The 22,295-nt window shown below is 65.3% G+C and carries 20 protein-coding genes; 14 read left to right on the forward strand and 6 right to left on the reverse strand.

Translation table 11 applies throughout. The features are described from left to right. Positions 1-25: 25 nt before the first annotated feature. Positions 26-1,630, reverse strand: a complete 1,605-nt coding sequence (locus EO136_RS12500) for a flagellar hook protein FlgE (RefSeq protein WP_127144739.1) — start codon at positions 1,628-1,630, stop codon at positions 26-28. A 250-nt stretch (positions 1,631-1,880) separates the two neighbouring features. Here EO136_RS12500 and EO136_RS12505 point away from each other — a divergent pair, with 250 nt between their 5' ends. The 6 genes from EO136_RS12505 to EO136_RS12530 all read left to right on the forward strand — a co-directional run bounded on the left by EO136_RS12505 (position 1,881) and on the right by EO136_RS12530 (position 7,671). Continuing rightward, entirely contained in the window at positions 1,881-2,747 is an 867-nt protein-coding gene (locus EO136_RS12505) for an ATPase (RefSeq protein WP_127144740.1), read from the forward strand. Between the two features lie 26 nt (positions 2,748-2,773). Next, complete coding sequence (locus EO136_RS12510; RefSeq protein ID WP_127144741.1) at positions 2,774-3,694, forward strand: homoserine O-succinyltransferase; 921 nt, start codon at positions 2,774-2,776, stop codon at positions 3,692-3,694. A 72-nt stretch (positions 3,695-3,766) separates the two neighbouring features. Next, the gene (locus EO136_RS12515) at positions 3,767-4,690 is read left to right on the forward strand and encodes a glycine--tRNA ligase subunit alpha (RefSeq protein ID WP_127144742.1); all 924 of its coding nucleotides are present in this window, start codon (positions 3,767-3,769) and stop codon (positions 4,688-4,690) included. Positions 4,691-4,753: 63 nt separating this feature from the next. After that, positions 4,754-5,311 (forward strand): LemA family protein, encoded by a 558-nt coding sequence (locus EO136_RS12520; protein WP_127144743.1) that lies wholly within the window; start codon positions 4,754-4,756, stop codon positions 5,309-5,311. A gap of 25 nt (positions 5,312-5,336) precedes the next feature. Beyond that, positions 5,337-7,247: a DUF2207 domain-containing protein gene (locus tag EO136_RS12525; protein ID WP_127144744.1), complete on the forward strand. Its 1,911-nt coding sequence runs from the start codon at positions 5,337-5,339 to the stop codon at positions 7,245-7,247. Further along, complete coding sequence (locus EO136_RS12530; RefSeq protein WP_127144745.1) at positions 7,237-7,671, forward strand: fosfomycin resistance glutathione transferase; 435 nt, start codon at positions 7,237-7,239, stop codon at positions 7,669-7,671. Before EO136_RS12525 ends, EO136_RS12530 begins: the two co-directional genes overlap by 11 nt. A 184-nt stretch (positions 7,672-7,855) precedes the next feature. Here EO136_RS12530 and EO136_RS12535 read toward each other — a convergent pair whose 3' ends face one another. From EO136_RS12535 to EO136_RS12545, 3 genes are all read right to left on the reverse strand, one after another. After that, a complete protein-coding gene (locus EO136_RS12535) occupies positions 7,856-8,734 on the reverse strand; it encodes a 4-(cytidine 5'-diphospho)-2-C-methyl-D-erythritol kinase (RefSeq protein ID WP_127144867.1) in 879 nt (292 codons plus the stop codon). 2 nt (positions 8,735-8,736) lie between these two features. Beyond that, positions 8,737-10,434 carry a tetratricopeptide repeat protein gene (locus EO136_RS12540; protein WP_246018372.1) on the reverse strand — a complete coding sequence of 566 codons (1,698 nt, stop codon included), beginning with the start codon at positions 10,432-10,434 and terminating at the stop codon, positions 8,737-8,739. A 276-nt stretch (positions 10,435-10,710) separates the two neighbouring features. Further along, positions 10,711-12,378, reverse strand: a complete 1,668-nt coding sequence (locus tag EO136_RS12545; RefSeq protein ID WP_127144747.1) for an electron transfer flavoprotein-ubiquinone oxidoreductase — start codon at positions 12,376-12,378, stop codon at positions 10,711-10,713. Positions 12,379-12,450: 72 nt separating this feature from the next. Here EO136_RS12545 and EO136_RS12550 point away from each other — a divergent pair, with 72 nt between their 5' ends. After that, positions 12,451-13,281 carry a uracil-DNA glycosylase gene (locus tag EO136_RS12550; RefSeq protein ID WP_127144748.1) on the forward strand — a complete coding sequence of 277 codons (831 nt, stop codon included), beginning with the start codon at positions 12,451-12,453 and terminating at the stop codon, positions 13,279-13,281. Between the two features lie 224 nt (positions 13,282-13,505). Here the strand turns inward: EO136_RS12550 and EO136_RS12555 are convergent, their stop codons facing one another. Beyond that, positions 13,506-14,486: a DMT family transporter gene (locus EO136_RS12555; RefSeq protein WP_342773417.1), complete on the reverse strand. Its 981-nt coding sequence runs from the start codon at positions 14,484-14,486 to the stop codon at positions 13,506-13,508. A gap of 260 nt (positions 14,487-14,746) precedes the next feature. Between EO136_RS12555 and EO136_RS12560 the strand changes: the two genes are divergently transcribed. The 5 genes from EO136_RS12560 (at position 14,747) to EO136_RS12580 (ending at position 19,773) form a co-directional block, all read left to right on the forward strand. Next, positions 14,747-16,072: an MFS transporter gene (locus tag EO136_RS12560; protein ID WP_127144749.1), complete on the forward strand. Its 1,326-nt coding sequence runs from the start codon at positions 14,747-14,749 to the stop codon at positions 16,070-16,072. Beyond that, entirely contained in the window at positions 16,072-16,605 is a 534-nt protein-coding gene (moaB, locus tag EO136_RS12565; RefSeq protein ID WP_127144869.1) for a molybdenum cofactor biosynthesis protein B, read from the forward strand. Before EO136_RS12560 ends, moaB begins: the two co-directional genes overlap by 1 nt. Before the next feature lie 113 nt (positions 16,606-16,718). Then, positions 16,719-17,870: a PA0069 family radical SAM protein gene (locus EO136_RS12570; protein WP_127144750.1), complete on the forward strand. Its 1,152-nt coding sequence runs from the start codon at positions 16,719-16,721 to the stop codon at positions 17,868-17,870. A 37-nt stretch (positions 17,871-17,907) separates the two neighbouring features. Continuing rightward, the gene (locus EO136_RS12575; protein WP_127144751.1) at positions 17,908-18,552 is read left to right on the forward strand and encodes a ribonuclease HII; all 645 of its coding nucleotides are present in this window, start codon (positions 17,908-17,910) and stop codon (positions 18,550-18,552) included. 111 nt (positions 18,553-18,663) lie between these two features. Then, a complete protein-coding gene (locus EO136_RS12580; protein WP_164730592.1) occupies positions 18,664-19,773 on the forward strand; it encodes a site-specific DNA-methyltransferase in 1,110 nt (369 codons plus the stop codon). A gap of 40 nt (positions 19,774-19,813) precedes the next feature. Here the strand turns inward: EO136_RS12580 and EO136_RS12585 are convergent, their stop codons facing one another. After that, positions 19,814-20,923, reverse strand: coding sequence for an A/G-specific adenine glycosylase (locus tag EO136_RS12585; protein ID WP_127144753.1), 1,110 nt, complete (start codon positions 20,921-20,923; stop codon positions 19,814-19,816). Between the two features lie 41 nt (positions 20,924-20,964). Here EO136_RS12585 and EO136_RS12590 point away from each other — a divergent pair, with 41 nt between their 5' ends. Together EO136_RS12590 and EO136_RS12595 are read left to right on the forward strand one after the other, a co-directional pair. Next, on the forward strand, positions 20,965-21,486 hold the full coding sequence (locus EO136_RS12590; protein WP_164730580.1) for a DUF721 domain-containing protein: 522 nt from the start codon (positions 20,965-20,967) through the stop codon (positions 21,484-21,486). A 78-nt stretch (positions 21,487-21,564) separates the two neighbouring features. Next, a complete protein-coding gene (locus EO136_RS12595; protein WP_164730581.1) occupies positions 21,565-22,278 on the forward strand; it encodes a thioredoxin domain-containing protein in 714 nt (237 codons plus the stop codon). Positions 22,279-22,295: the final 17 nt, after the last annotated feature.

The raw sequence follows: 22,295 nt of genomic DNA on the forward strand, positions 1-22,295 counted from the left end.
ATGCCAGTCTCCGGCCATCGCGGACCTAGCGGATCATGTTGAGTGCTTCGCGCAGCATCTCGTCGGATGCCGAAACGATGCGCGTGCCCGCCGAATAGGCCTGCTGGGTGGTGATGAGCTTGGTGAACTCCTCGGAAATGTCGGTGTTGGACGTCTCGAGTGCACCGCCGGTCACCCCGCCTTCGGTCGAGAACATGGCCTGGCCCGACTGGGACGTGGCCTCAAAGACACCGCCATCGAGCCGCTTGAGCATGTTCTGGGCGTTAAAGTTCGCCGTCACGAGCTGGTACATCTCGATCTGCTGGCCATTGGAATAAGTGGCCACCACGCGCCCGGAATCGTTGATTTCCACGGACATGAAAGAGCCTGCGCCGAACCCGTTCTGGTAGAGCTGGACGTCGGACGCCCGGCCGCTCGAGCTATCGAACTGGGACAGCCCGTCCATTCCGAAATTGATCTGGACAGTGCCCACCGCGGCACCGTCGACGGTGAGGTTGGGGATGGTGATGCGGGCGGGCTCGCCGACGCCGGGCGCCTGCCCGCCGACGGTGGCCAGCGTGCCGTCGGAATTGAACGAGAACCGCCCGCCGGGCGCCTCGGCCCATTCCTCGGGCTGGGACGCGGACTGGTAGTACAGCCGCCAGCTGTCAGGCTCGTTCCCGACCTTGGCCCAGCGCAACTGCACGTTCACCGCCGCGCCATTGGGCGCATAGACCGTGACGGCCCCGCCCTCGACCGAGCGCTCGCGGAACAGCTCGGTGTCCGATTCAGGGTCGGTCATGGCGTAGGTGCCGGTCAGGCCGGCCGCCGCCGCGTCACCGGCGATCTCGATGGAGGTGTCGGTGGTGGCGCGCACCACGAGATTGCCCGAGCCGTTGATCTGGGCGCCGACATCGTCGAGCCCGTCCAGCCAGCCGATCAGGTCGTTGAGCGTCGCGCCGGTGTCGCCTTCGGTGAAGGTGAAGTCCTGGTTATTGGCGGTGACGGTCATGGACTGGCCTGATGTCCAGCCGGGGAAGATGTCGACCAGATCGTCATTGGGGTCGATGCCGGTCATGTCGAATTCAAAGGAGGGAAATACCCCCGAATTCTGGACCGCCGGATCGGCAGGCAGGTTGAGCTGGTAATCGATCCGCTCGGTCGGTTTGGCGGCGATCAGCCCGTTGCTGATCTCGATCATCTCGGGCACCGAGCCCGCTATGTTGCCGTTCTCGACCGGCACGCCCATCAGGTAGTAGCCCGAGCCGTTGACCAGATAGCCCTCGCGGTCCATCGCGAAATCGCCCCGGCGCGTATAATAGTTTGCGTCCCCGAACAGGGACTGGCCGTCGCTGGTCCCCACCTTTTCGGCCACGATGAAAAAGCCGTTCCCGTTGAGCGCCACATGGGTGCCGATGGGCGAAGTGATGATGTCGCCGCGCACGTCGTTGGTCGATCGCGAATAGCCGATCACCGCGCCCGGGGTCTGCCGGCCGACCGCCGCATCGGGGATCAGGTCGACAAAGCCGGTCTCGAGCTTCTTGTAGCCGGTCGTCTGGGAGTTCGCGATGTTGCCCGAGATGTTGGAGAGCGCGAAAGCCTGCGCGCTCATCCCCGTCACCGCCGTCGCCAATGCTCCATAGATACCCATACTCACTTCTCCATAGCGAACGCGGCAAGTGCCGCACCAAACCGCCAGACGCGATGCAAGCGCGATGCCAGATCGCCATGGTGTTGATCGGCTTGGGTTTTCCTGCTTTTGCCGACGCGGAAAGCCCGTCTGACCGGGCAAGAAGCACCGGGGTGAGGGAAAAATCTGCCCAGTGGGCGGCCAGCTTGTTTGGGCGGCGTGCTTGGTCTAAACCCGCGTGATCCTTGAAACTCCCAGCCGCGGGCGCGCCATGTTCTTTGAGAGTCCGGACCAGTTCAGGCAGCAAAAGCAGAAGGCGGTGACCGTCTTTGGCATGTCCGGGGTCGGCAAGACCTGGATCGGGAACCTCTTGCGGCGGCGCAACTGGTTCCACTTCTCGGTGGATTTCCGGATCGGCACCCGCCACATGGGCGAGTTCATCGTGGACAATTTCAAGCGCGAGGCCATGAAGGTGCCGTTCCTGGCCGAACTGCTGCGCTCGGATTCGATCTATATCTGCTCCAATATCACCTTCGACAATCTCGACCCGCTCTCGAGCTATCTGGGCACGCCGGGCGATCCGGCGCGCGGGGGGCTGGAACTGGCCGAATATCAGCGCCGCCAGGAGCAGCACCGGGTGGCCGAGATCTATGCGCTGGCCGACGTGCCCTATTTCATCGAACGCGCGCGCGAGCTCTATGGCTATGACGATTTCCTGTGCGACACCGGGGGATCGCTGATCGAGGTGCTCGATCCCAACGACCCCGACGACCCGGTGGTCAAGGCGCTGACCGAGCACACGGCGCTGCTTTATATCCGGGGCACCGAGGAGGACGCGACCGCGCTTGTCGATCGCTTCCGCGCCAATCCCAAGCCGATGTATTATCCGCCCGATCTGCTGGTGAAGAACTGGCAGGCGTTCAAGGCGCAGGCCGGGATCGAACGGGACGAGGACGTGGACCCGGACGCCTTCGCGGTCTGGGGATTCGAGGCCCTGCTCAAGGACCGGCTGCCGCGCTACCAGGCGCTGGCGGACAATTTCGGCTATGTGGTCGAGGGCCGGGAGCTTGCAACGGTGCGCGACAATGCCGATTTCGTGGACCTGATGTGTCAGGCCATCGCCCGCCGCACCCCCTGACGCCCGCCACCCTAGGACAAATCGCAATGCCGATCAGAATTCCCGACCTGCTGCCCGCCCGCAAGACGCTCGAAGACGAGGGCGTGGTGGTGATGGACGATACCCGCGCCACGCGCCAGGACATCCGGCCGCTCCAGATCGGGCTCCTGAACCTGATGCCCAACAAGGAGCGCACCGAGACCCAGTTCACCCGGCTGATCGCCTCGACCCCGCTCCAGATCGACCTCACGCTCGTGCGGATCACCGATCATGCGTCCCGGAACACGCCCGAAGAGTACCTCCAGACGTTCTACAAGACCTGGGAAGAGGTGCGCGCGCGCAAGTTCGACGGGTTCGTGGTGACCGGGGCCCCGATCGCCAACATGCCGTTCGAGGAGGTGCGCTACTGGCAGGAGATGGTGGACATCATGGACTGGACCCAGTCCAATGTGCATAACACCATGTTCATCTGCTGGGGCGCGCAGGCGGCGCTGCACCATTTCCACGGCGCCCGGCGCTATCGCATGGACACCAAGGCGTTCGGGGTCTACCGCCACACGGTGGTCGACACGCGCTCGCCCTATCTGCGTGGCTTTTCCGACGATCTGGCGATCCCCGTCTCGCGCTATAACGACATCGACCGCACCAGCCTTGGCGAGGATCTCGAGATCCTGATCGACAACGACCAGATCGGGGTGTGCATGCTGGGGGACCGGAAATACCGGGCGCTCTACATGCTCAACCATCTCGAATACGACAACAGGTCGCTGGCCGACGAATATGAGCGCGACCGCAATGCCGGGCTCGATATCGAGCCGCCGCTCGATCTTTATCCGGACAACGATCCCTCGCGCACCCCGCTCAACCGGTGGCGCAGCCACGGGCATCTGCTGTTCCAGAACTGGATCAACGAGATCTACCAGACCACGCCCTACGACATCAAAGAGGTCGGGCTCACCCACGGGTGAGCCCAGCTTGACCTTGCCGACCGGCACAACTACGGTCGCGCCGCCCTTTCCTCTCGCCCAGCCGGACCCCACATGAGCGACGCCATCAAGCCGCATATGGACCCCAGGAACTCGTTTCAGGGGCTGATCCTGACCTTGCAGAATTTCTGGGCCGACCAGGGGTGCGTGATCCTGCAGCCCTATGACATGCAGATGGGCGCGGGCACGTTCCACACCGGCACCACGCTGCGGGCGCTGGGCCCCAGGCCCTGGAACGCGGCCTATGTGCAGCCCTCCCGCCGGCCCACCGACGGACGCTATGGGGAGAACCCCAACCGGCTCCAGCACTATTACCAGTTCCAGGTGATCCTCAAGCCCTCGCCCGCCGATATCCAGGACCTCTATCTCAAATCGCTGGCCGCGATCGGACTCGATGCGAAGGTGCACGATATCCGGTTCGTTGAAGACGACTGGGAAAGCCCGACGCTGGGCGCCTGGGGGCTGGGCTGGGAATGCTGGTGCGACGGCATGGAGGTGAGCCAGTTCACCTATTTCCAGCAGGTCGCCGGCTTCGAATGCAGCCCGGTGCCCGGGGAGATCACCTATGGGCTCGAGCGTCTGGCGATGTATGTGCAGGGCGTGGAGAACGTCTACGAGCTCAATTACAATGGCCGGCAGGGCGCCGACAAGGTGACCTATGGCGACGTGTTCCTGCAGAACGAGCAGGAATTTTCCAAATACAATTTCGAGGCCGCCGACACCGCGATCCTGTTCCAGCACTTTACCGATGCGGAGAACGAATGCCGGGCGGTTCTCAAGGCCGGGCTGGTGGAGGGTCGCCAGACCATGGCGGTGCCGGCCTATGAGCAGGTGATCAAGGCCAGCCATACCTTCAATCTGCTCGACGCGCGCGGGGTGATCTCGGTCACCGAGCGCCAGAGCTATATCCTGCGTATTCGCGAGCTCGCCAAGGCATGCGGCGAAGCCTGGCTTCTCACCGGAGGCGGCGGCGCATAAGTCGTTGATCTTGCCCCGGTCCGGTGCCAAAGTCCGCGCACCAATTGCTGGAGGGCGTGGTTGATGGAATGGGTATTGCTTGCGGTGATCGTGGCTGTCGCCGGCTATGCGGTCTTTGCCTACAACATGCTGGTGCGCAACCGGCAGATGAAGGAAGAGGGCTGGTCGGGCATCGACGTGCAGCTCAAGCGCCGCGCCGATCTGGTGCCTAACATGATCGAGACGGTCAGGGGCTATATGGGCCATGAGCGCGATACGCTCCAGGCGGTGACCGATGCCCGCGCGGCCGTGGCCCAGGCCGGCGATGCCAACCCGGCGGAACGCGGCAAGATCGAGGGGCTGCTTTCGGGTGCGCTCGGGCGCCTGTTCGCGGTCGCCGAGGATTATCCCGACCTCAAGGCCAACACGACCTTTCTCGAGCTGCAGTCCGCACTGCAGACGGTGGAGGACGAGATCCAGATGTCCCGGCGCTACTACAATGGCGCGGTGCGCAATCTGAACGTGGCCGTGGAATCCTTTCCCTCCAATATCATCGCGGGGGCGTTCAAGTTCGAGAAGGCCGAGTATTTCGAGCTCGAGAACGAGGCCGATCGCGCCGTGCCGCAGGTGAACTTCGCCTGACACGCACCCGGGGGATGACAGACCGATGAGCACCCTGTCCGGACGCCTCGTGCTGCGCCTGCTTGCCCTCATGATGGCTCTGGTTCTGGGACCGCTGGGCGGGCAAGCCTGGGCCCAGGAGGTGATCCGCAGTTTCGAGACCGCGATCGTCGTCCAGCCCGACACGAGCGTTCAGATCATCGAAACGATCACCGTCAACGCCGAAGGCCAGAGCATCCAGCGCGGGATTTTCCGCGACATCCCCACGGTCCTTGAGACCGATGATGGCGGGCAGATCCGCTCGACCATCAGGGTGCAGTCGGTGACCCGAAACGGGAGCGCCGAGCCCTATTCCCTCGAGAACATCCACAACGGGCGACGCATCCGGATCGGTGACCCCGATATCCGGATCGGACGGGGCGTGCACCGATACCAGATCCGCTACACCATGGACCGCGCCGCGCGCATGTTCGGGGACCGCGACGAGATCTACTGGAACGCGACCGGTAATTTCTGGGAATTTTCCATCAACCAGGCGACCGCCGTGGTGACCCTGCCCGAGGGCGCGACGATTTCCGACCTCGCCGTCTTCACCGGTCCGCAGGGCGCAGTGGAGTCGGAGGCGAGCATCGAGCGGCTGTCCGATCGCCAGGCCCGGTTCGTCACCACATCGCGGCTGGCGCCCTATGAGGGCATGACGGTGGCGGTGGCGTTCGAACCCGGCATCCTTTCCGCTCCTGAAGGGTTCGACGCGTTCGGCTACTGGCTGTCGGACAACCGGGATTTCTGGGTGCCCGCGCTGCTGCTCGCCATCGTCTTTGTCTACAATGGCTGGGCCTGGAGCACGGTGGGGCGCGACCCGGCGCGCGGGGTCATTTTTCCCCGCTTTCACGCGCCCAAGGGGTTCTCCCCGGCGCTGACCCATTACGTGCACCGCATGGGATGGGCGAGTTCGGGCTGGAGCGCGTTTTCCGCGGCGCTGGTTTCGCTGGCCACCAAGGGGCTGATCGAGATCGAAGCGCGCGGGAAGACCACGACGCTGATGGCCACCCCCATGGCGCCGCCCGATGATCTGCCCCCGGGCGAGGAGGTCATCCTGCGCTATCTTCGCGGCAAGGACATGGTCACGATCGACAAGGAGCATGGGCCCGAACTGGCCGAGCAGCGGGTGGCCTTCACGCGGGCGATCGAGGGGGAGAACCGGAAGGTCTATTTCAACAATCATTACATCTACACCGTGGCCGGCGCGGTGATCGGGGGGCTGGGCCTGCTCGTGATGGGGCTGGCCGACGTGCTCGACCCTGAGCTGATCTTTCTCTCGCTGTTCATCACCATGGGAGCGAGCGGGGTCGCGGCCAGCCTGCGCGGGCTCTGGCAGGGCGATACGCTGGGCAAGCTGCGGCCGGTGCTTTTCGTGGTCTATGGCCTGTTCATGTTCGGCGGGCTGATGACCGATTTCCTGACCGCGCTCCAGAGCAGTTTCGCGGTGATTGCGGCGGGGCTGATCGTGGCAACCACAATCGTTTTCGGGGTGCTGATGCGGGCGCCTACCCTGCATGGCCGGCAGGTCATGGACGAGATCGAGGGGTTCAAGATGTATCTCGAGACCGCCGAAAAGGAGCGCCTGAACTTCCAGGACGAGCCGGAAATGTCAGTGGCCCGGTTCGAGACCATTCTGCCCTATGCCATGGCGCTTGGGGTGGAAAAGCCCTGGGCGGAGCGCTTCGAGAACGATCTGGTCCGGCATGCGGTAAGGGACGCACCGCGTTCATACAGCCCTGCCTGGTACCACGGATCGCGGTTCTCGGGTGGCAGGCTGGCGGCGACGATGGGCGGACTTGCCGCCGGGCTGAGCTCGGCCATGGTCGCCGCACAGCCGGCAAAGTCCTCGGGATCGGGCTTTTCGGGCGGCTCGTCGGGTGGCGGCGGGGGTGGCGGAGGCGGCGGTGGCTGGTGAGCCTGACCATGGACCTGCCGTTCGCGGGCTCAATCACATCACGCTCGCGGTAAGTGACCTGGCCCGATCGACCGCGTTCTATCGCGACGTGCTGGGGTTCGTGCTGCGCGCCGAATGGCCCGAGGGCGCGTATCTCGAAGCCGGCGCGCTCTGGCTGTGCCTGTCGCTCGACCCTCTGGCGCGCACCACGCCGCATCCGGATTACACCCACATCGCGCTCGATGTGGCGGAGGCCGATTTCGCGGCGCTGAGTGCGCGGATTTCGGCCCAGGCAAGGCTCTGGAAGGAGAACCGGAGCGAAGGGGCGTCGCTCTATGTCCTCGACCCGGACGGGCACAAGCTCGAATTGCACGCGGGCGACCTACGCTCGCGGCTGGCCCATTACCGGGCCCACCCTGCCCCCGGACGCGTGATCCACGACTGATCGACCGACGGCGCGGGCCTTCGCGCATATCCACTTCTGATTGACCCGGAACGGGAGCGCCGGGTCTTTGGTTTGTCGCGTTTCCGAACTGAAAAAGTGTTTCCACTTTTTCTGGAAACGCTCCAAGTCTTTGATGTGTCGCGTTTCCGAACCGAAAAAGTGTTTCCACTTTTTCTGGAAACGCTCAGTCCTCCAGAAGGCGCGTGGCCGCGACCCAGCAGCGGGGCAAGGCATCCCTGAGATCGTGAGCCGCCTGATGGGCGGCAGCTTCACTGCCATAGAGCCCGAAGCAGGTGGCGCCGGAGCCCGACATGCGCGCCAGCGCACAGCCGGGCGTGCGGGTGATGGCGGCAAGGATGGGGCGGATGGCCGGCACCATTTCCTCGGCAGGCGGCTGGAGATCGTTGCGGGTATCGGCGAGCCACAGGGAGAGATGCGCGGCGCGCTCGAAGCGCTCGGGGATATCCGGCAGCGGCGGATTGGTGCGTTCGGCAAGGTTGCGGAAGACAGCCGGGGTGGCCAGCGGCTCGCCGGGATTGACGAGCACCATGTGCATGGTCGGCAGTTGGGCGAGCGGGCGGACCCGTTCGCCAACGCCCGTGACCTCGCAGGTGCGCGACATCAGGCACATGGGCACATCCGCCCCCAGCCCGGAGGCCAGGGCAAAGAGATCGGCATCGTGGATGGCGTAGGCGCTCATCTGGCGCAGGCCGCGCAGCGCGGCGGCCGCATCGGCCGACCCGCCGCCCAACCCGGAGGCGACCGGCAGGTGCTTTTCGAGCGTGATGTGAATCCCGGTTTCGAGCGCGTCGGGGAATCTGGACCGGAATCGCTCAAGGGCCCGCATGACGAGATTGGAGCGCCCGGCGGCCAGATCGGCGGCAAACGGGCCGGTGATAGTCAATTCGTCGGACCGGGCCGGGACAAGGGTCAGGTGATCGGCAAGCTCGGTAAAGACGCACAGCGAGTGCAGGGTGTGGTAGCCGTCCGGGCGCTGCCCGGTGACGTGCAGCGCCAGATTGATCTTGGCCGCGGCCGCCTCGCCTACCGAGCCGCCTTCCACGGTCAATCGCCGACGGGAGCGTCGGGATCGAGCCCGTTGGCCAACTTGGGACGGGCCCGATCGGTGACCGTGCCGCGCTCGTCGACATCGATGGCGATGCGCCACTGAAACCTGGCCTCGCGCTCGCGTCCGGCCACCCAATAGGCGTCGCCCAGATGATCGTTGACTTCGGGATCATTGGGCAGGATGCGGGCGGCCTGTTCGAGCTGCTCGACAGCCTCATCGACCCGGCCGAGGCGATAGAACGCCCAGCCCAGACTGTCGATGATGTAGCCATTGCCCGGGGAGAGGGCGACGGCCTGCTCGATCATCTCGAGGGCCTGCTCAAGATTGATTCCCTGGTCGACCCAGCTGTAGCCGAGATAGTTCAGCACGTCCGGGTGGTCGGGGTTGATCTCGAGGGCACGGAGGAAATCGGCTTCGGCCAGTTCCCAGCGCTGGGCACGCTCATAGGCGATGCCGCGCACGTAGAAATAGCGCCAGTCGCGCGGGCGGTCGCCGTCGATCTGGGCGATGAGGTCCGAATAGGCTTGCGCCGAGGCATCCCACTGCTCGTCATAGCGCAGCAGGTCGCCCAGCGCGCCCAGAGCCTCGATGTTGTCGGGCTCGAGCGCCACGATGCCGCGAAGCTGCTCGATGGCTTCCTCGCGCTGGCCCTGCCGGTCGAGATTTTCCGCCAGCCGGATGGTGGCCGTGCCGTGCAGGGGGTAGGATTCGGGCACCGACGCATAAAGCGCATTGGCCTCTTCGAACTGCTCGCGGGCCGAGAGGATCTCAGCGAGACTGGTGGAGATGACCCAGGATTCGGGGTCGAGATAGATCGCATAGCGCAGGAAGATGACGCCGAGCTCGATCGAGCCCTCACGTGCCAGAGCCGCGCCGAGGGAAAAGAGGGTTTCCGCGGCGCCGGCCTGGGCGCTCTGGGCAAAGACGCCGGGGCGCCGTTGAGCGGAAATAGGCTCCTCGAGCGCACGGACGAGCGGATGGACGGGACCGGCGGCCTGGAAGTCGGCAAGGACCTCGGCGGCTTCCTCGAACTCGCCGGCATTGCCGAGGATGCGGATATGGGCTTCGGCGGTGCGCGGGACCAGCGGATCGAGATCATAGGCCTGACGGGTAAACGACAGCGCCTGCTGGCGGTCGCCGGCCACATCGGCCATCAGCCCGCGATAGAGCACGAGGAAATTTTCGAAAAGGCCCTGGGGGACCGTATCGAGGGTTTCATAGGCGCCTTCGAGGTCGCCCTTGCCCACGGTGGCCCAGGCACTGAGGATGCCTGCAGCTCCGCCCATAAGGGTGTTGGGCGCAATGCGGCCAAGGGTCTGTTCGGCAGAGGCATAGCGGCGTTGCTTGAGCGCGATGATGCCAAGCGTGATGCCGGCGAGTTCGTCCCCGGCATCGGCGTCGCTGAGATCCTGCGCCAGCAATTGCGCGCTCGAGATGTTGCCGGCCAGAAGATGGGCGAGAAAGGCGCTGCGCAGGAATTCGGCATTGCCGGGCTCTGCCATGGCGGCCTGAGCGAAATATTCGGACGCCGTACCCGCGTCGAGCCGGTTGAGCGCGGCGGTGCCGGCGAGATAGCTCCCCGTGGCCGAGGACTGGAACGAGGGGAAAAACGACTGGGTCCATGCCGGAACGGCAGGAACGAAGGCAAGGCAGACGACCGATAGCCGCAGGGCAGCCCGTTTGACCTGATACATCACTTTGGCACCGCACTCCTCGATCCTGTTTCCGGTCCCCTCGCGCGGCAACCGATTCTCCACCTGCGAACCCTAGAGCATTTCCTGGTCTGATTGCATCAGTACAGGGCTCCGAGTCTTGATTCGTCGTGCTTCCGAAGCGGAAAAGCGAGACCGCTTCACCGGGAAGCACCCTAGCCAGAACGGCAAAGCGTGTCGAATTTGCGGCCTTCTGCGCACCCCGCCAACGTGGCCACCTGCGCCGGGCGGTGCAAGGGCGCTTCAATCACTTCGGCGTCACATGCCCGAATAGTTGGGGCCCGACCCGCCTTCGGGGGGCACCCAGTCGATATTGCCGGCGGGATCCTTGATGTCGCAGGTCTTGCAGTGCACGCAGTTCTGGGCGTTGATCCGGAACACGGGGCCCCCGCCCTCCTCGGTGACCTCGTAGACCCCCGCGGGGCAATAAAGCGGCGCGGGCTCACCAAAGCGGGGCAGGTTCTCGGCTATGGGAACAGCAGGATCGCGAAGGCGCAGATGGACCGGCTGGTCCTCTTCATGGGCGATGTTGGCGAGATAAACCGAGTCCGTGCGCGAGGAGGTGAGAGCACCATCGGGGCGCCCATAGGTGAGCGGTTCGACCTCGGCGATGGGTTTGAGGACCTCACGGTCCGATTTCCGCATGGAGAGCCCACCGAAGGGGGACACCCGCGCAAGGCTGGAGGCCCACATGTCGAGCCCCGCCAGCCCGACGCCCGCAAGATCACCGAATCTGGACCAGAGCGGTTTGACGGCGCGAACGGGGTAAAGCTCGTCCCTTATGCCCGCGCCGAGCACCGCTGCGTCCAGCGTCTCGATCACGTCCGCCGAGCGCCCCTCGCCGATGGCGCGTGCGACCTCGAGGCCGGCGACCCGGCCCGAGCGGAAGGCGTTGTGGATGGCCTTGAGCCGGGGCACGTTCATGAAGCCCGCCGCGCAGCCGATGAGCGCGCCACCGGGAAAGGCCAGCCGCGGGATCGCGCCCCAGCCGCCCGAGGTCAGCGCCCGGGCGCCATAGGAAATGCGCGTGCCCCCTTCGAGCAGCGTCGCCATTTTCGGGTGGGTCTTGAAGCGCTGGAACTCGTCGAAAGGCGAGAGCGTGGGATTGGTGTAGTCGAGATGGGTGACGAGCCCGAGATAGACCCGATTGTCCGACGCGTGATAACAGAACCCGCCGCCCGAGGCGCGACCGGCCAGCGGATGGCCGAGGAAATGCTCGACCTTGCCCGGGCTATGCCGTTCGGGGGCGATCTCCCAGATTTCCTTGATGCCCAGGCCGTATTTCTGCGGCGCGCGGCCCTGGGCCAGCCCGAAGCGCTCGATGACCCCCTTGGTGAGCGAGCCGCGGGCGCCTTCGGCCAGAAGCGTATAGCGGGCACGCAGCTCGACGCCGGGGGTGAAGCCGGGCTTTTCGCTTCCGTCCCGGGCGCGGCCAAGATCCCCCGTGACGACGCCGAGGATTTCCCCTTTCTCCCCGACGATCACATCGGCCCCTGCGGTGCCGGGGAAGATGTCGACCCCAATCGCTTCAGCCTCCTGGGCGAGCCAGCCGCAGAGGGTCCCGAGCGAACAGATCACCGCCCCCTGGGTCTTCATGATGGGCGGGATCAGCGCCTGAGGGAAACCGATGGCCCCGGTTTTGGTAAGATAGACGAAGCGGTCATCGGTGACCGTGGGGCCGACCGGGGCGCCCTTTTCCCGCCAGTCGGGGATCAGTTCGTCCAGCCCCACCGGGTCCATGACCGCGCCCGAAAGAATATGCCCGCCCACTTCGGCGGCTTTTTCGATGACGATGACGGAGAGTTCAGGAGCGGCCTGGCGGATGGCGATGGCGGCGGCCAGCCCGGACGGCCCCGCACCCACGACCAGAACGTCGGTTTCCATGATCTCGCGTTCGACGGCGTCTGACAGGCTGGCTTCGGACATGGCGTCACAATCCATGCTGGGGGACCGGTGCGGCTTTGCGACCGTTCGTGCGTGTGCCATAGAGAAGGCGTCATGGCAAATCGCGAACTCGACCACAGCGAAATGATCGCCGCGCTGGAATGGTACAGCGCGGTCGGGGTCGATGTGTCCGTGGGCGAGGTCGCGGTCGACCGGTTCGCGGAATCGGCGCGCGCCGCGTCGGCGTTGACTGGGGAAAAAGGCCGCCCCCGACCTGCCCCGGCGATGCCGGCGGCCCGGACCGAGCCGCCGCCGGTGCCCACCCTTGGCGGGGTCGAGGACGGAGATCCGCAATCGGCGCGGGAGCTGGCGCAAAGCGCCGATACGCTCGATGCGCTGCGCGCGGCGCTCGATGGTTTCGAGGGATGCCAGCTCAAGCTGCGGGCCACCAACCTGGTTTTCGCGGACGGGAACCCCGAGGCCGAGATCATGCTGGTGGGCGAAGCGCCCGGGCGCGACGAGGATTTGCAGGGTAAGCCGTTCGTGGGCCGTTCGGGCCAGTTGCTCGACCGGATGCTCGGCGCGATCGGGCTCGACCGCGACTCTGTCTATATCGCCAACACGGTGCCCTGGCGGCCGCCGGGCAACCGCACGCCGGCGCCTGCGGAAGTGGCGGTGTGCCTGCCGTTTCTCCATCGCCAGATCGAACTGGTGGCGCCCAAGGTTCTCGTGACGCTGGGCGGGGCGGCCTCGGCGACGCTGTTCGAGACCGATACCGGGATCACGCGCCTGCGTGGCACATGGCGCGACCTGGAGGTGGGCAGCCATTCCATGCGGGCGATCGCCACGCTGCACCCCGCCTATCTGTTGCGCCAGCCGGCGGCCAAGCGGCTGGCCTGGCAGGACATGCTGGCGATCGCTGACGCGATGGGGCGGGCGAGCTAGATTCGTCGCGGTTCCGAGCCGGAGAAGGGTTCCGTTTTTCCTGGGAACGCCCGGTCTCCGTTTTCGCCTTCCCGAACCGGAAAAGTGTTCCACTTTTCCTGGGGACGCTCAGTCTCCCTTTTCGCCTTCCCGAACCGGAAAAGTGTTCCACTTTTCCTGGGAACGCTCAGTCTCCCTTTTCGCCTTCCCGAACCGGAAAAGTGTTCCACTTTTCCTGGGAACGCTCAGTGCGGGCTGGTGGTCCGCCTGGCGCTGGAATGGTCGATGCCCAGCCGGCTCTCGCGATAGATGATGAAGATGCCGGCGCCCACGACAATGGTGCCGCCGATCAGCATCTGGGGGGTGGGGACCTCGGAAAAGACCAGGTAGCCGATGGCGACCGCCAGAATCATCGAGGAATACTCGAAGGGGGCAATGGTCGACATGTCCGCGTGGCGGTAGCTTTCGGTCATCAGGATCTGGCCCACGCCGCCGGCGATGCCCGCGGAGATGAGCAACGTCGCCTCCCCGGCCGACAGCGGAACCCAGCCGAAGGGGATGGAGATCAGCCCCGTGGCGGTGCTCACCAGAGAGAAATAGATCACGATGGTGGCGCTACGCTCGGTAAAGACCAGCCGACGCACCATGAGCATGGCCACCGCGGCCGTGATGCAGGCGGTGAACGCGGCGAGCGCGCCGACCGTCTCGGGGCCCATTTCGGAGAGATCGCCCGAAAAGACCGTCAGCCGGGGCCACATCACGATGATCACCCCGATAAGCCCCACGATGACCGCGGACCAGCGGAAGAGCCGGATCTGCTCGCCCATGAACAGGGCCGAGAACACCACGATGAACAGCGGGGTGGCGTAGTGGATGGTGATCGCCTCGGGCAGCGGCAGGCGGGTGAGCGCAAAAAAGATCAGCCACATGCCGGAAACCCCGATCAGCCCGCGCAGGACGTGCGAACCGGGCCGGCTGGTCTTGAGCCCGTCGCGCAACTGGCCCTGCCAGGCGAGGAAGGCGACCATGGGCACCAGCGCAAAGAACGAACGGAAGAAGACGATCTGGCCCACCGGCACCCCCTCGGCGGCCTTGATCATGGAGCTCATGGCGACCATGACGAACACCGAGGCGACCTTGAGCCCGATGCCGATCATAACGCGCGGCTGGACCTGGGACAGCGACGGGCGGTCGGGAGCGGAGGGGGAGCGTTTCGGGTCGGACACGGCAGAAGTCTTTCGGGCGGCTGGCCGGCCGGACACGGCAGTGTCACGGCGCTTGCCTATCACTACCGGCTACTCCGCGGCCGGACTTTTGGCAAGCGCGCAGGAACACACTGGACCGGACGATCATTTTCGACCGGGTCTTTTGCCTTTGCGCTTGACGATGGTACCGTTTGAGATACGGCAGGCCGTGACGACAACGCGAACCGGACGAGTGGCACGCGCTCGTCCTCTATACACTCGAGAGAACCGGCAAGGTCAGCATGTCACAAGTCATCCGGATTTCCGCGCTGCTGATGAGTTCGGCGCTGCTCATGGTGGCGGGGGGCATGCATGGGCTGATTCTGCCCGTGCGCGGCGCGGCAGAAGGATTTTCGCTGCTCGCGCTCGGCCTGATCGGCACCGGATGGTCGGTGGGCTTTATCACCGGGTCGATCGCCGTGCCCAAGCTGGTCCAGAGGGTGGGCCATATCCGGGCCTATGCGGTGATGGCGGCCATCGCCTGCATGACGATCCTCGTGAACCTGATATTCATCCACGACTGGGCGTGGATCGTCTTGCGCGTGTTTTCCGGCTTCTGCTTTGCCGGGGCGGCGATGGTGGTGGAAAGCTGGCTCAACGAGGTCTCGGACAATCGCAGCCGGGGCACGACGTTCTCGATCTATGTGTCGGTCACGCTTTTCGCCACCACGGCGGGGCAGATGGCGATATCGGTAACCGGGGTGGCGGGCTACATCCCCTTCGTTCTGGCCGCGATCGCCTATATCGGGGCGGTGCTGCCGACCGCGATCACCCGCACGCCCCAGCCTGTGCCGCTGCAATCGGCGTCCTTTGATATCGGGCTGTTGTTCAGGACCTCGCCGATCGCGGTGATGACCGCGTTTTCGGTGGGCATGGCCAATGGCGCCTTCGGTACGCTGGCGCCGGTCTATGGTCTGGAACGCGGGTTTTCCACGGCCACGATCGCCTATGTGATGAGTCTCGCGATCGTTGCCGGAGCCATCGCGCAGATCCCGCTCGGGCGTCTGTCAGACATCATCGACCGGCGCGCCGTGATCATGGGCGTTGCGGTGACCGGCGCGGTCGCGGGGCTTTTGATGATGGTGTTCAACCCCGGCGAAAATGTCTTCCTATACATCTTCTTCGGGCTGTACGGGCTGGCGGCCTATTCGATGTATGCGATCGCCGTCGCCCACGCCAACGACTTCGCCCAGGATGGCGAATTCGCCAAGATCGCGTCGGGGATGCTGCTGTTTCTGGGCGCAGGGTCGATGGCCGGCCCGATTCTCGCGGCCCTGATCATGGGCATGGCGGGCCCGGTGTCGCTGTTCATCGTCACGGCTCTCTTCCATGGAGGGCTGGCGCTGGCCGCCTTCCTGCGCATGCGGGTGCGCGAGGCGACGCCGGCCGACGAGCGGGCGCCGTTCCAGCCCATGCCGGCGGAACGCACGGTTACCGCCGAAACGGTGGCGTTCGACCCGCGTGCCGACGAGATCGAGTTCGACCCCGATGCCATGCAGGAAGGGGACCAGAGCTCTTCCGAACAGACTGGCAGCGACACGCCTGCGCACAAACAGGAAGTGCAATGATGTTTCCCTTCAAGATCGACGAAACCCACCCGTTCGTCCCCGTGAGCTTTGCGGTGCTGGCGGTTTCCGACACCCGCACGCTCGAGGATGACACCTCCGGGGCGCTCCTGGCCGAGATGATCGAGCGGGACGGGCATCGCTGCCTTGACCGGGCGGTGGTGCGCGACGAGATCGAGGCGATCCGGGAGCGCGTGCGCCCCTGGCTCCAGGACGCAACCATCGACGTGGTGCTGACCACGGGGGGCACAGGGTTTTCCGGCCGGGACGTAACTCCCGAAGCGCTCGAGCCCCTGTTCACCAAGCGGATGGAGGGGTTCTCGGTGCTCTTCCACCAGTATTCGGCGACCCTGATCGGCACCTCGACGCTGCAGTCGCGGGCCACCGCGGGGCTGATCGACACCACATTCGTCTTCTGCCTGCCCGGCTCGCGAGGAGCCTGCCGGGACGCATGGGACGCGATTCTCAAGCACCAGTTCGACAGCCGGCACATGCCGTGCAACTTTATCGAAGTGATGCCTCGCCTCCGCGAATAGCGGACTGCCTACGTTAACTTGTTCTTGTTTTGTTCTGATTGCTCCCCTATCTTGAGGGGAACGAACAGGCCGCGATTCGGCTTGTTCGAACATCCGGAATGGAGACATGAGCGATGGCACAGTTCGCGTATTCGGGAGACGGCCACGAAACGAGACGCAGCCTGCTCGGCTCGCGCGACGTCGACCTTCTGAGCCGGCCCTTCGCCGACCCGGCAATGACCAGGGGCCGGGGCGCCCAGAGCAATGAATCGGGCCGGTTCGAGGTGCTGACCCGGGAGTTGGCCGACGATGGCTGGGGCCTGCCGGTGACCGAGCGTGCCGAGACGCGCGAGCATATCGAGCGCGCCAAGTCGATCATCACCCGCAATGTCTCGCCCGATATCGGCTTTGACCGTTCGGTCAATCCCTATCGCGGGTGCGAGCACGGATGCTCGTATTGCTATGCGCGGCCCAGCCACGCCTATATCGGGCATTCGGCGGGGATCGATTTCGAGCGCGACATCTATATCAAGGTGAACGCGGCGGAACTGCTGCGGGCCGAGCTGGCCAATCCGCGCTACAAGGCCAAGCCGATCGCCATCGGGACCAACACCGATCCCTATCAGCCGGTCGAGCGCAAGTACAAGCTGATGCGGTCCATCCTCAAGGTGCTGCTCGAGGCGCGCCATCCGGTGATGATCACCACCAAATCGGCGCTGATCGCGCGTGATCTCGACCTTCTGACCAAGCTCAACCGGTATGGGCTGGTGACCGTGGCGCTGTCGGTGACCTCGATGGATCACAAGCTCTCGCGGTTCATGGAGCCGCGCGCCTCCACCCCGTCCCGGCGGCTCGAAGCGCTCAGGTTGCTCTCGGAAGCCGGGATCCCCACGCGCATCATGGCGGCGCCGATGATCCCGGCGGTCAACGACCATGAACTCGAGCGCATTCTCGATGCGGGACGCGCGCAGGGGGCGACCAGCGCCTCGATGATCGTGCTGCGGCTGCCCGGGGAGGTCCGCGACGTCTTTCGCGAATGGCTGCTGCGGAACTATCCCGACAAGGTCAAGCACGTCATGAACCTGGTGCGCGACATGCGCGGCGGCCGGGAGAACGATCCCCGGTTCGGCTCGCGGATGACCGGCGAAGGGCCCTATGCGGTGCTGATGGGCCAGCGCTTCGAGAAGGCGCGGGCCCGGCTGGAACTCGAGGAGGCGGGGCCGGCGCTGCGGACCGATCTCTTCGTGCATCCGGAAAAGGCGACCGATCAGCTCAGCCTGTTCTGACCTGACAGGGGATGGGCTAGGCGATAATGTCTGACCCATGCCGCATCCTGATTCGCCCCTGGTCGCGCCTGCGCGCCAACCCGATCTCTTTTTCGAGCTGGCCGCCCGTTCGGGCGGGGCAGAGATCGTTGCGGGCGTGGACGAAGCGGGGCGCGGGCCGCTGGCTGGGCCGGTGGTCGCCGCCGCGGTGATCCTTGATCCCAACCATGTTCCCGACGGGCTCAACGATTCCAAGAAGCTGACCGAGGCGCGGCGCGAAGCGCTGTTTGCCCAGATCATGGCCAGCGCCATGGTGGGGTTCTGCGCGGCGCCCGTCTCGGTGATCGATGCGCTCAACATCAGGGGCGCGACCCTCTGGGCCATGTGCCAGGCGATCGCGGCCCTGCCCGTTCGGCCCGATCTGGCGCTGATCGACGGGCGCGACGTGCCGCCCGAGCTCTCGTGCCCGGGCCAGCACCTCGTCGGCGGGGACGGGAAATCGGTCTCGATCGCCGCGGCCTCGATCGTGGCCAAGGTGGTTCGCGACCGCATGTGCGCGATCATGGATTGCGGGCACCCCCAGTTCGGTTTTGCCCGGCACAAGGGATATGGCACTGCGGTCCATCTCGAGGCGCTGCTCGCGCACGGGCCCACCGAACTGCACCGGACCAGCTTTACGCCGGTTCTCGCCGCGCGGCGCTAACGCCCCGTTAACCCTAACATTTAGCCGGCATTTAACCCTAACGCCCTACAAAGGGACCGTTAGTTATGCGTTAGGGTTAGTGATATGTTGCGTACCGGTAATGCGGCGCGGATGCGCGCTCCGGAGGCCCCACAGGGCCACCTGCCCCTCGACACGATCCTGGTGGGCGATTGCATCGACCACATGAACAGTCTGCCGGCGGGATCGGTGGATCTGATCTTCGCCGACCCCCCCTACAATCTGCAGCTCGAAGAGGGCCTGACCCGGCCCGACCAGTCCCGCGTCGATGCGGTGGACGACGAATGGGACAAGTTCGAGAGCTTCGCCCATTACGACGCCTTCACACGCGCCTGGCTTGCCGCAGCCCAGCGGGTGCTCAAGCCCGACGGGGCGATCTGGGTGATCGGATCCTACCACAACATCTTCCGGGTGGGCGCATCGCTGCAGGATCTGGGGTTCTGGATGCTCAACGACATCGTGTGGCGCAAGTCCAACCCGATGCCCAATTTCCGCGGCACGCGGTTCACCAACGCCCATGAAACGCTGATCTGGGCCTCAAAGAACCGCAAGAGCCGGCCGACCTTCAACTACGAGGCGCTCAAGCTGGCCAATGAAGACACCCAGATGCGCTCGGACTGGCTGTTCCCGATCTGCACGGGCAATGAGCGGCTCAAGGACGCCAATGACGAGAAGGTGCACCCCACCCAGAAGCCCGAGGCGCTGTTGCACCGGATCTTCCTCGCCACGACCAAACCGGGCGACGTGGTGCTCGACCCCTTTTTCGGGACGGGCACGACCGGGGCCGTGGCCAAGAAACTGGGGCGCCATTTCATCGGCATCGAGCGCGAAAATGCCTATATCGCGGCGGCTCTCAAACGCATTGCAGCCATAAAACCGCACGAAAGCGCGGTTATCGAAACCATTCTGGCCAAGCGCGCGGCGCCCCGTGTCGCCTTCGGCTCGCTGGTCGAACAGGGCCTTGTGCGACCCGGGATGAAACTTTTTGACGCCAAGCGGCGTTATCAGGCCAAGGTACGGATCGACGGGTCGCTGATCTGCGACACCCATCAGGGGTCGATCCACAAAGTCGGCGCGCTGGTTCAAGGGTTCGACGCGTGCAACGGGTGGACGTTCTGGCACTACGAGCAGGACGGCGCCCTCCGGCCCATCGATGAATTGCGCGAACATGTTCGCGAAACCCTTTTGAAGCTTTCTGCCTGATCCCGACCTCCAATCAGTCAGGCATTCCTGCCCCCGGCTCTCAAGCCGGGGGCTTTTTTTTGCCCTCGTGGCCCGCCTTTTTGCCCTCGTGGCCCGCCTTGGCGAGAACCTTTCGATAGAGACTGGGCAGGGCCTCGTCCTCGAGCGCCGCGCCATCGCCCCACCAGCCTTCGTCCAGCGGATGATCGGCCGAGATGTGCCAGACCGTGAGCGTCAGGTGGAAATGGGTGAAGGTGTGATTGACGACGCCCTTCTCCCGCCAGTCCCCGGCAAAGGGAAACGCGGGCTCGGCCGGGATGTCGGTCCAGTCGCTGGAGGGCACTTCGGTCATTTTCGCGAGCATGCCCTTGGGGCCGCGCTGGCGCAGGAAGACGGCCCCGTCGGGGCGCGTGATGACGAAGGCGTGCCCGGTCCGGCTCGGCTTGGCCTTCCTGTCGGCGGGCAACGGGAAGGCAAGCGGATTGGCGGTCCGGGTGCCCGCACACCCCGGCTCGAGCGGGCAGAGCAGGCAATTGGCGCGACGGGGCGCGCAGATGGTGGCGCCGATATCCATCATCGCCTGGGCGAAATCGCCCGCGCGGGCCGGGACGGCGGCCTGCACCCAGGCGCGGATACGCGGCTTTTCCTCACGCACGGGCCTGCCGAGCGCGAGATAGCGGGCGGCGACCCGTTCGACATTGCCATCGAGCACCGCGACCGGTTCGTCCTGGCATATGGCGGCGATGGCGGCGCTGGTGTAATCGCCGATGCCGGGCAGCGCGCGCAGGGCGGCCGCTGTGGTGGGAAAACGCCCGCCATGCTGCTCGGCGACGACCCGGGCACAGGCATGAAGGTTTCGCGCCCGCGCGTAATAGCCCAGCCCCGCCCAGCGCACGAGAACGTCGTCAAGCGGGGCGGCGGCGAGGTCGGCGACCGTGGGCCAGAGCTCCACGAAGGTTTCGAAATAGGCCCTGACCGCGGCGATGGTGGTCTGCTGGAGCATGATTTCGCTGAGCCAGACGCGATAGGGATCGGGCCGCGCGCCCGCAGCCCGACTGGCGGGGGAAACCCGCCAGGGCAGCGCGCGGGCATGGCGATCGTACCATCCGAGGACGGCGACGGCATCGAGATCGGGCAGATCGGGGTGTTGAATATGGGCCGGGTCAGTCATACTGGATGAGGAAAACCGCATCCGAGGGCAGGACGCAAGCAATGGCCGCCAAATCTCCACCGCCCAAACGTCGCAACCGGACCGTGCAGCTGGGCGACATGATCGGCTCGGCGCTCGATCCCGCGCTCAAGCGGCGCGGATTTGCGAGCCGCGACCTGATCGCCCGCTGGCCGGCGATCGCGCCCACGCCGTGGGACCAGATCGCCATGCCCGACCGGCTGACCTGGCCCCGGCGCGACCGCCCGGACCCCGAGGGCGCGGTGCTTTATCTGCGCTGCGTGGAAGGGCACGCGCTGGCGCTGGCCCATGAGGGGCCCGCGATCGCCGCGGCGATCAACCGGTATTTCGGCTATCTGCTGGTGAGCACGGTGCGCTCGGCGACGACGCCGTTCGACGGCGCGGTGCCCGCCCCAGCCGCGCCGCCGCCGGCCCTGCCCCGCGAGACCGAGGAGATGATCCGGACCACGCTTGCTCCGGTCGAGGACCCGGACCTCAAGGCGGCGCTCGAGCGTCTTGGAACCGGAATGGCGCACCATCGGCGGCGTGGCCTCACCAGCAGTTGAAGCCTGCGCCCCCTTGCCGCCACGGTGATGGTGTGTAGTGTGCGCCCAAATTGGTCGTGACCTGGAGAAAGCCCCTTGTTGTTCAATCGCAGAACCCTGCTCGTGGCCGGCACATCGGCCGGCCTTGCCACCGTCCTTTACGGATGCGGGCAGACCGACGACACCCCCGAAGCGAGCGCGCAGACCGTATCGGGGGACGCGGGAGCGGACGCCGGCGATGTCGCGCTCTATGACGGCTCGACCATCGAGCCGATCAACAACGAAGCCATCAACAACCCCGACGGGTTCGCCGACCGCCCGCTGGGCGGGGTCGATGCGGACGTGACGCTGATCGAATACGTCTCGCCCACCTGCCCGCACTGCGCCAACTTCCACCAGACGGTCTATCCTGACCTCAAGGAAGCCTATATCGACACCGGCCGCATCCGGTTCATCGCGCGTCCGTTCCGCCGGAACGTGCTCGACCTGGCCGTGTTCATGGTCGCGGAAGCGTCGGGCACGGCCTATCACGACGTGCTCTCGGCCTATATGGCCCAGCAGAACGATTGGATGAGCGCGGACAACCCGCGCGAGGCGATCTTCGAGATCGCCCAGGAATTCGGCTTTACACAGGAAAGGTTCGAGGAAGTCTTGACCGACGATGCAATGTTCGATGCATTGGAATCCATGCGTGAACAGGCTCTCGACGAATTCGGACTGGTCGGCACGCCCACCTTCTACATCAATGGCCAGAGACTGGAAGGCAATGCCACCTTCGAGACCCTTTCCGAGGAGATCGACAGCCGTCTCTGATCGCCCAGCCTTTCAGG

It is taken from the genome of Pelagibacterium montanilacus (genome assembly GCF_003992665.1).
Classification (GTDB): domain Bacteria; phylum Pseudomonadota; class Alphaproteobacteria; order Rhizobiales; family Devosiaceae; genus Pelagibacterium; species Pelagibacterium montanilacus.

Bases quoted from the DNA above. Each gene is read 5' to 3' on its own strand.
- EO136_RS12500 (WP_127144739.1), bottom strand. From the start codon at position 1,630: ATGGGTATCTATGGAGCATTGGCGACGGCGGTGACGGGGATGAGCGCG.
- EO136_RS12505 (WP_127144740.1), top strand. From the start codon at position 1,881: ATGTTCTTTGAGAGTCCGGACCAGTTCAGGCAGCAAAAGCAGAAGGCG.
- EO136_RS12510 (WP_127144741.1), top strand. From the start codon at position 2,774: ATGCCGATCAGAATTCCCGACCTGCTGCCCGCCCGCAAGACGCTCGAA.
- EO136_RS12515 (WP_127144742.1), top strand. From the start codon at position 3,767: ATGAGCGACGCCATCAAGCCGCATATGGACCCCAGGAACTCGTTTCAG.
- EO136_RS12520 (WP_127144743.1), top strand. From the start codon at position 4,754: ATGGAATGGGTATTGCTTGCGGTGATCGTGGCTGTCGCCGGCTATGCG.
- EO136_RS12525 (WP_127144744.1), top strand. From the start codon at position 5,337: ATGAGCACCCTGTCCGGACGCCTCGTGCTGCGCCTGCTTGCCCTCATG.
- EO136_RS12540 (WP_246018372.1), bottom strand. From the start codon at position 10,434: ATGTATCAGGTCAAACGGGCTGCCCTGCGGCTATCGGTCGTCTGCCTT.
- EO136_RS12545 (WP_127144747.1), bottom strand. From the start codon at position 12,378: ATGTCCGAAGCCAGCCTGTCAGACGCCGTCGAACGCGAGATCATGGAA.
- EO136_RS12550 (WP_127144748.1), top strand. From the start codon at position 12,451: ATGGCAAATCGCGAACTCGACCACAGCGAAATGATCGCCGCGCTGGAA.
- EO136_RS12560 (WP_127144749.1), top strand. From the start codon at position 14,747: ATGTCACAAGTCATCCGGATTTCCGCGCTGCTGATGAGTTCGGCGCTG.
- moaB (WP_127144869.1), top strand. From the start codon at position 16,072: ATGTTTCCCTTCAAGATCGACGAAACCCACCCGTTCGTCCCCGTGAGC.
- EO136_RS12570 (WP_127144750.1), top strand. From the start codon at position 16,719: ATGGCACAGTTCGCGTATTCGGGAGACGGCCACGAAACGAGACGCAGC.
- EO136_RS12575 (WP_127144751.1), top strand. From the start codon at position 17,908: ATGCCGCATCCTGATTCGCCCCTGGTCGCGCCTGCGCGCCAACCCGAT.
- EO136_RS12580 (WP_164730592.1), top strand. From the start codon at position 18,664: ATGCGCGCTCCGGAGGCCCCACAGGGCCACCTGCCCCTCGACACGATC.
- EO136_RS12585 (WP_127144753.1), bottom strand. From the start codon at position 20,923: ATGACTGACCCGGCCCATATTCAACACCCCGATCTGCCCGATCTCGAT.
- EO136_RS12590 (WP_164730580.1), top strand. From the start codon at position 20,965: ATGGCCGCCAAATCTCCACCGCCCAAACGTCGCAACCGGACCGTGCAG.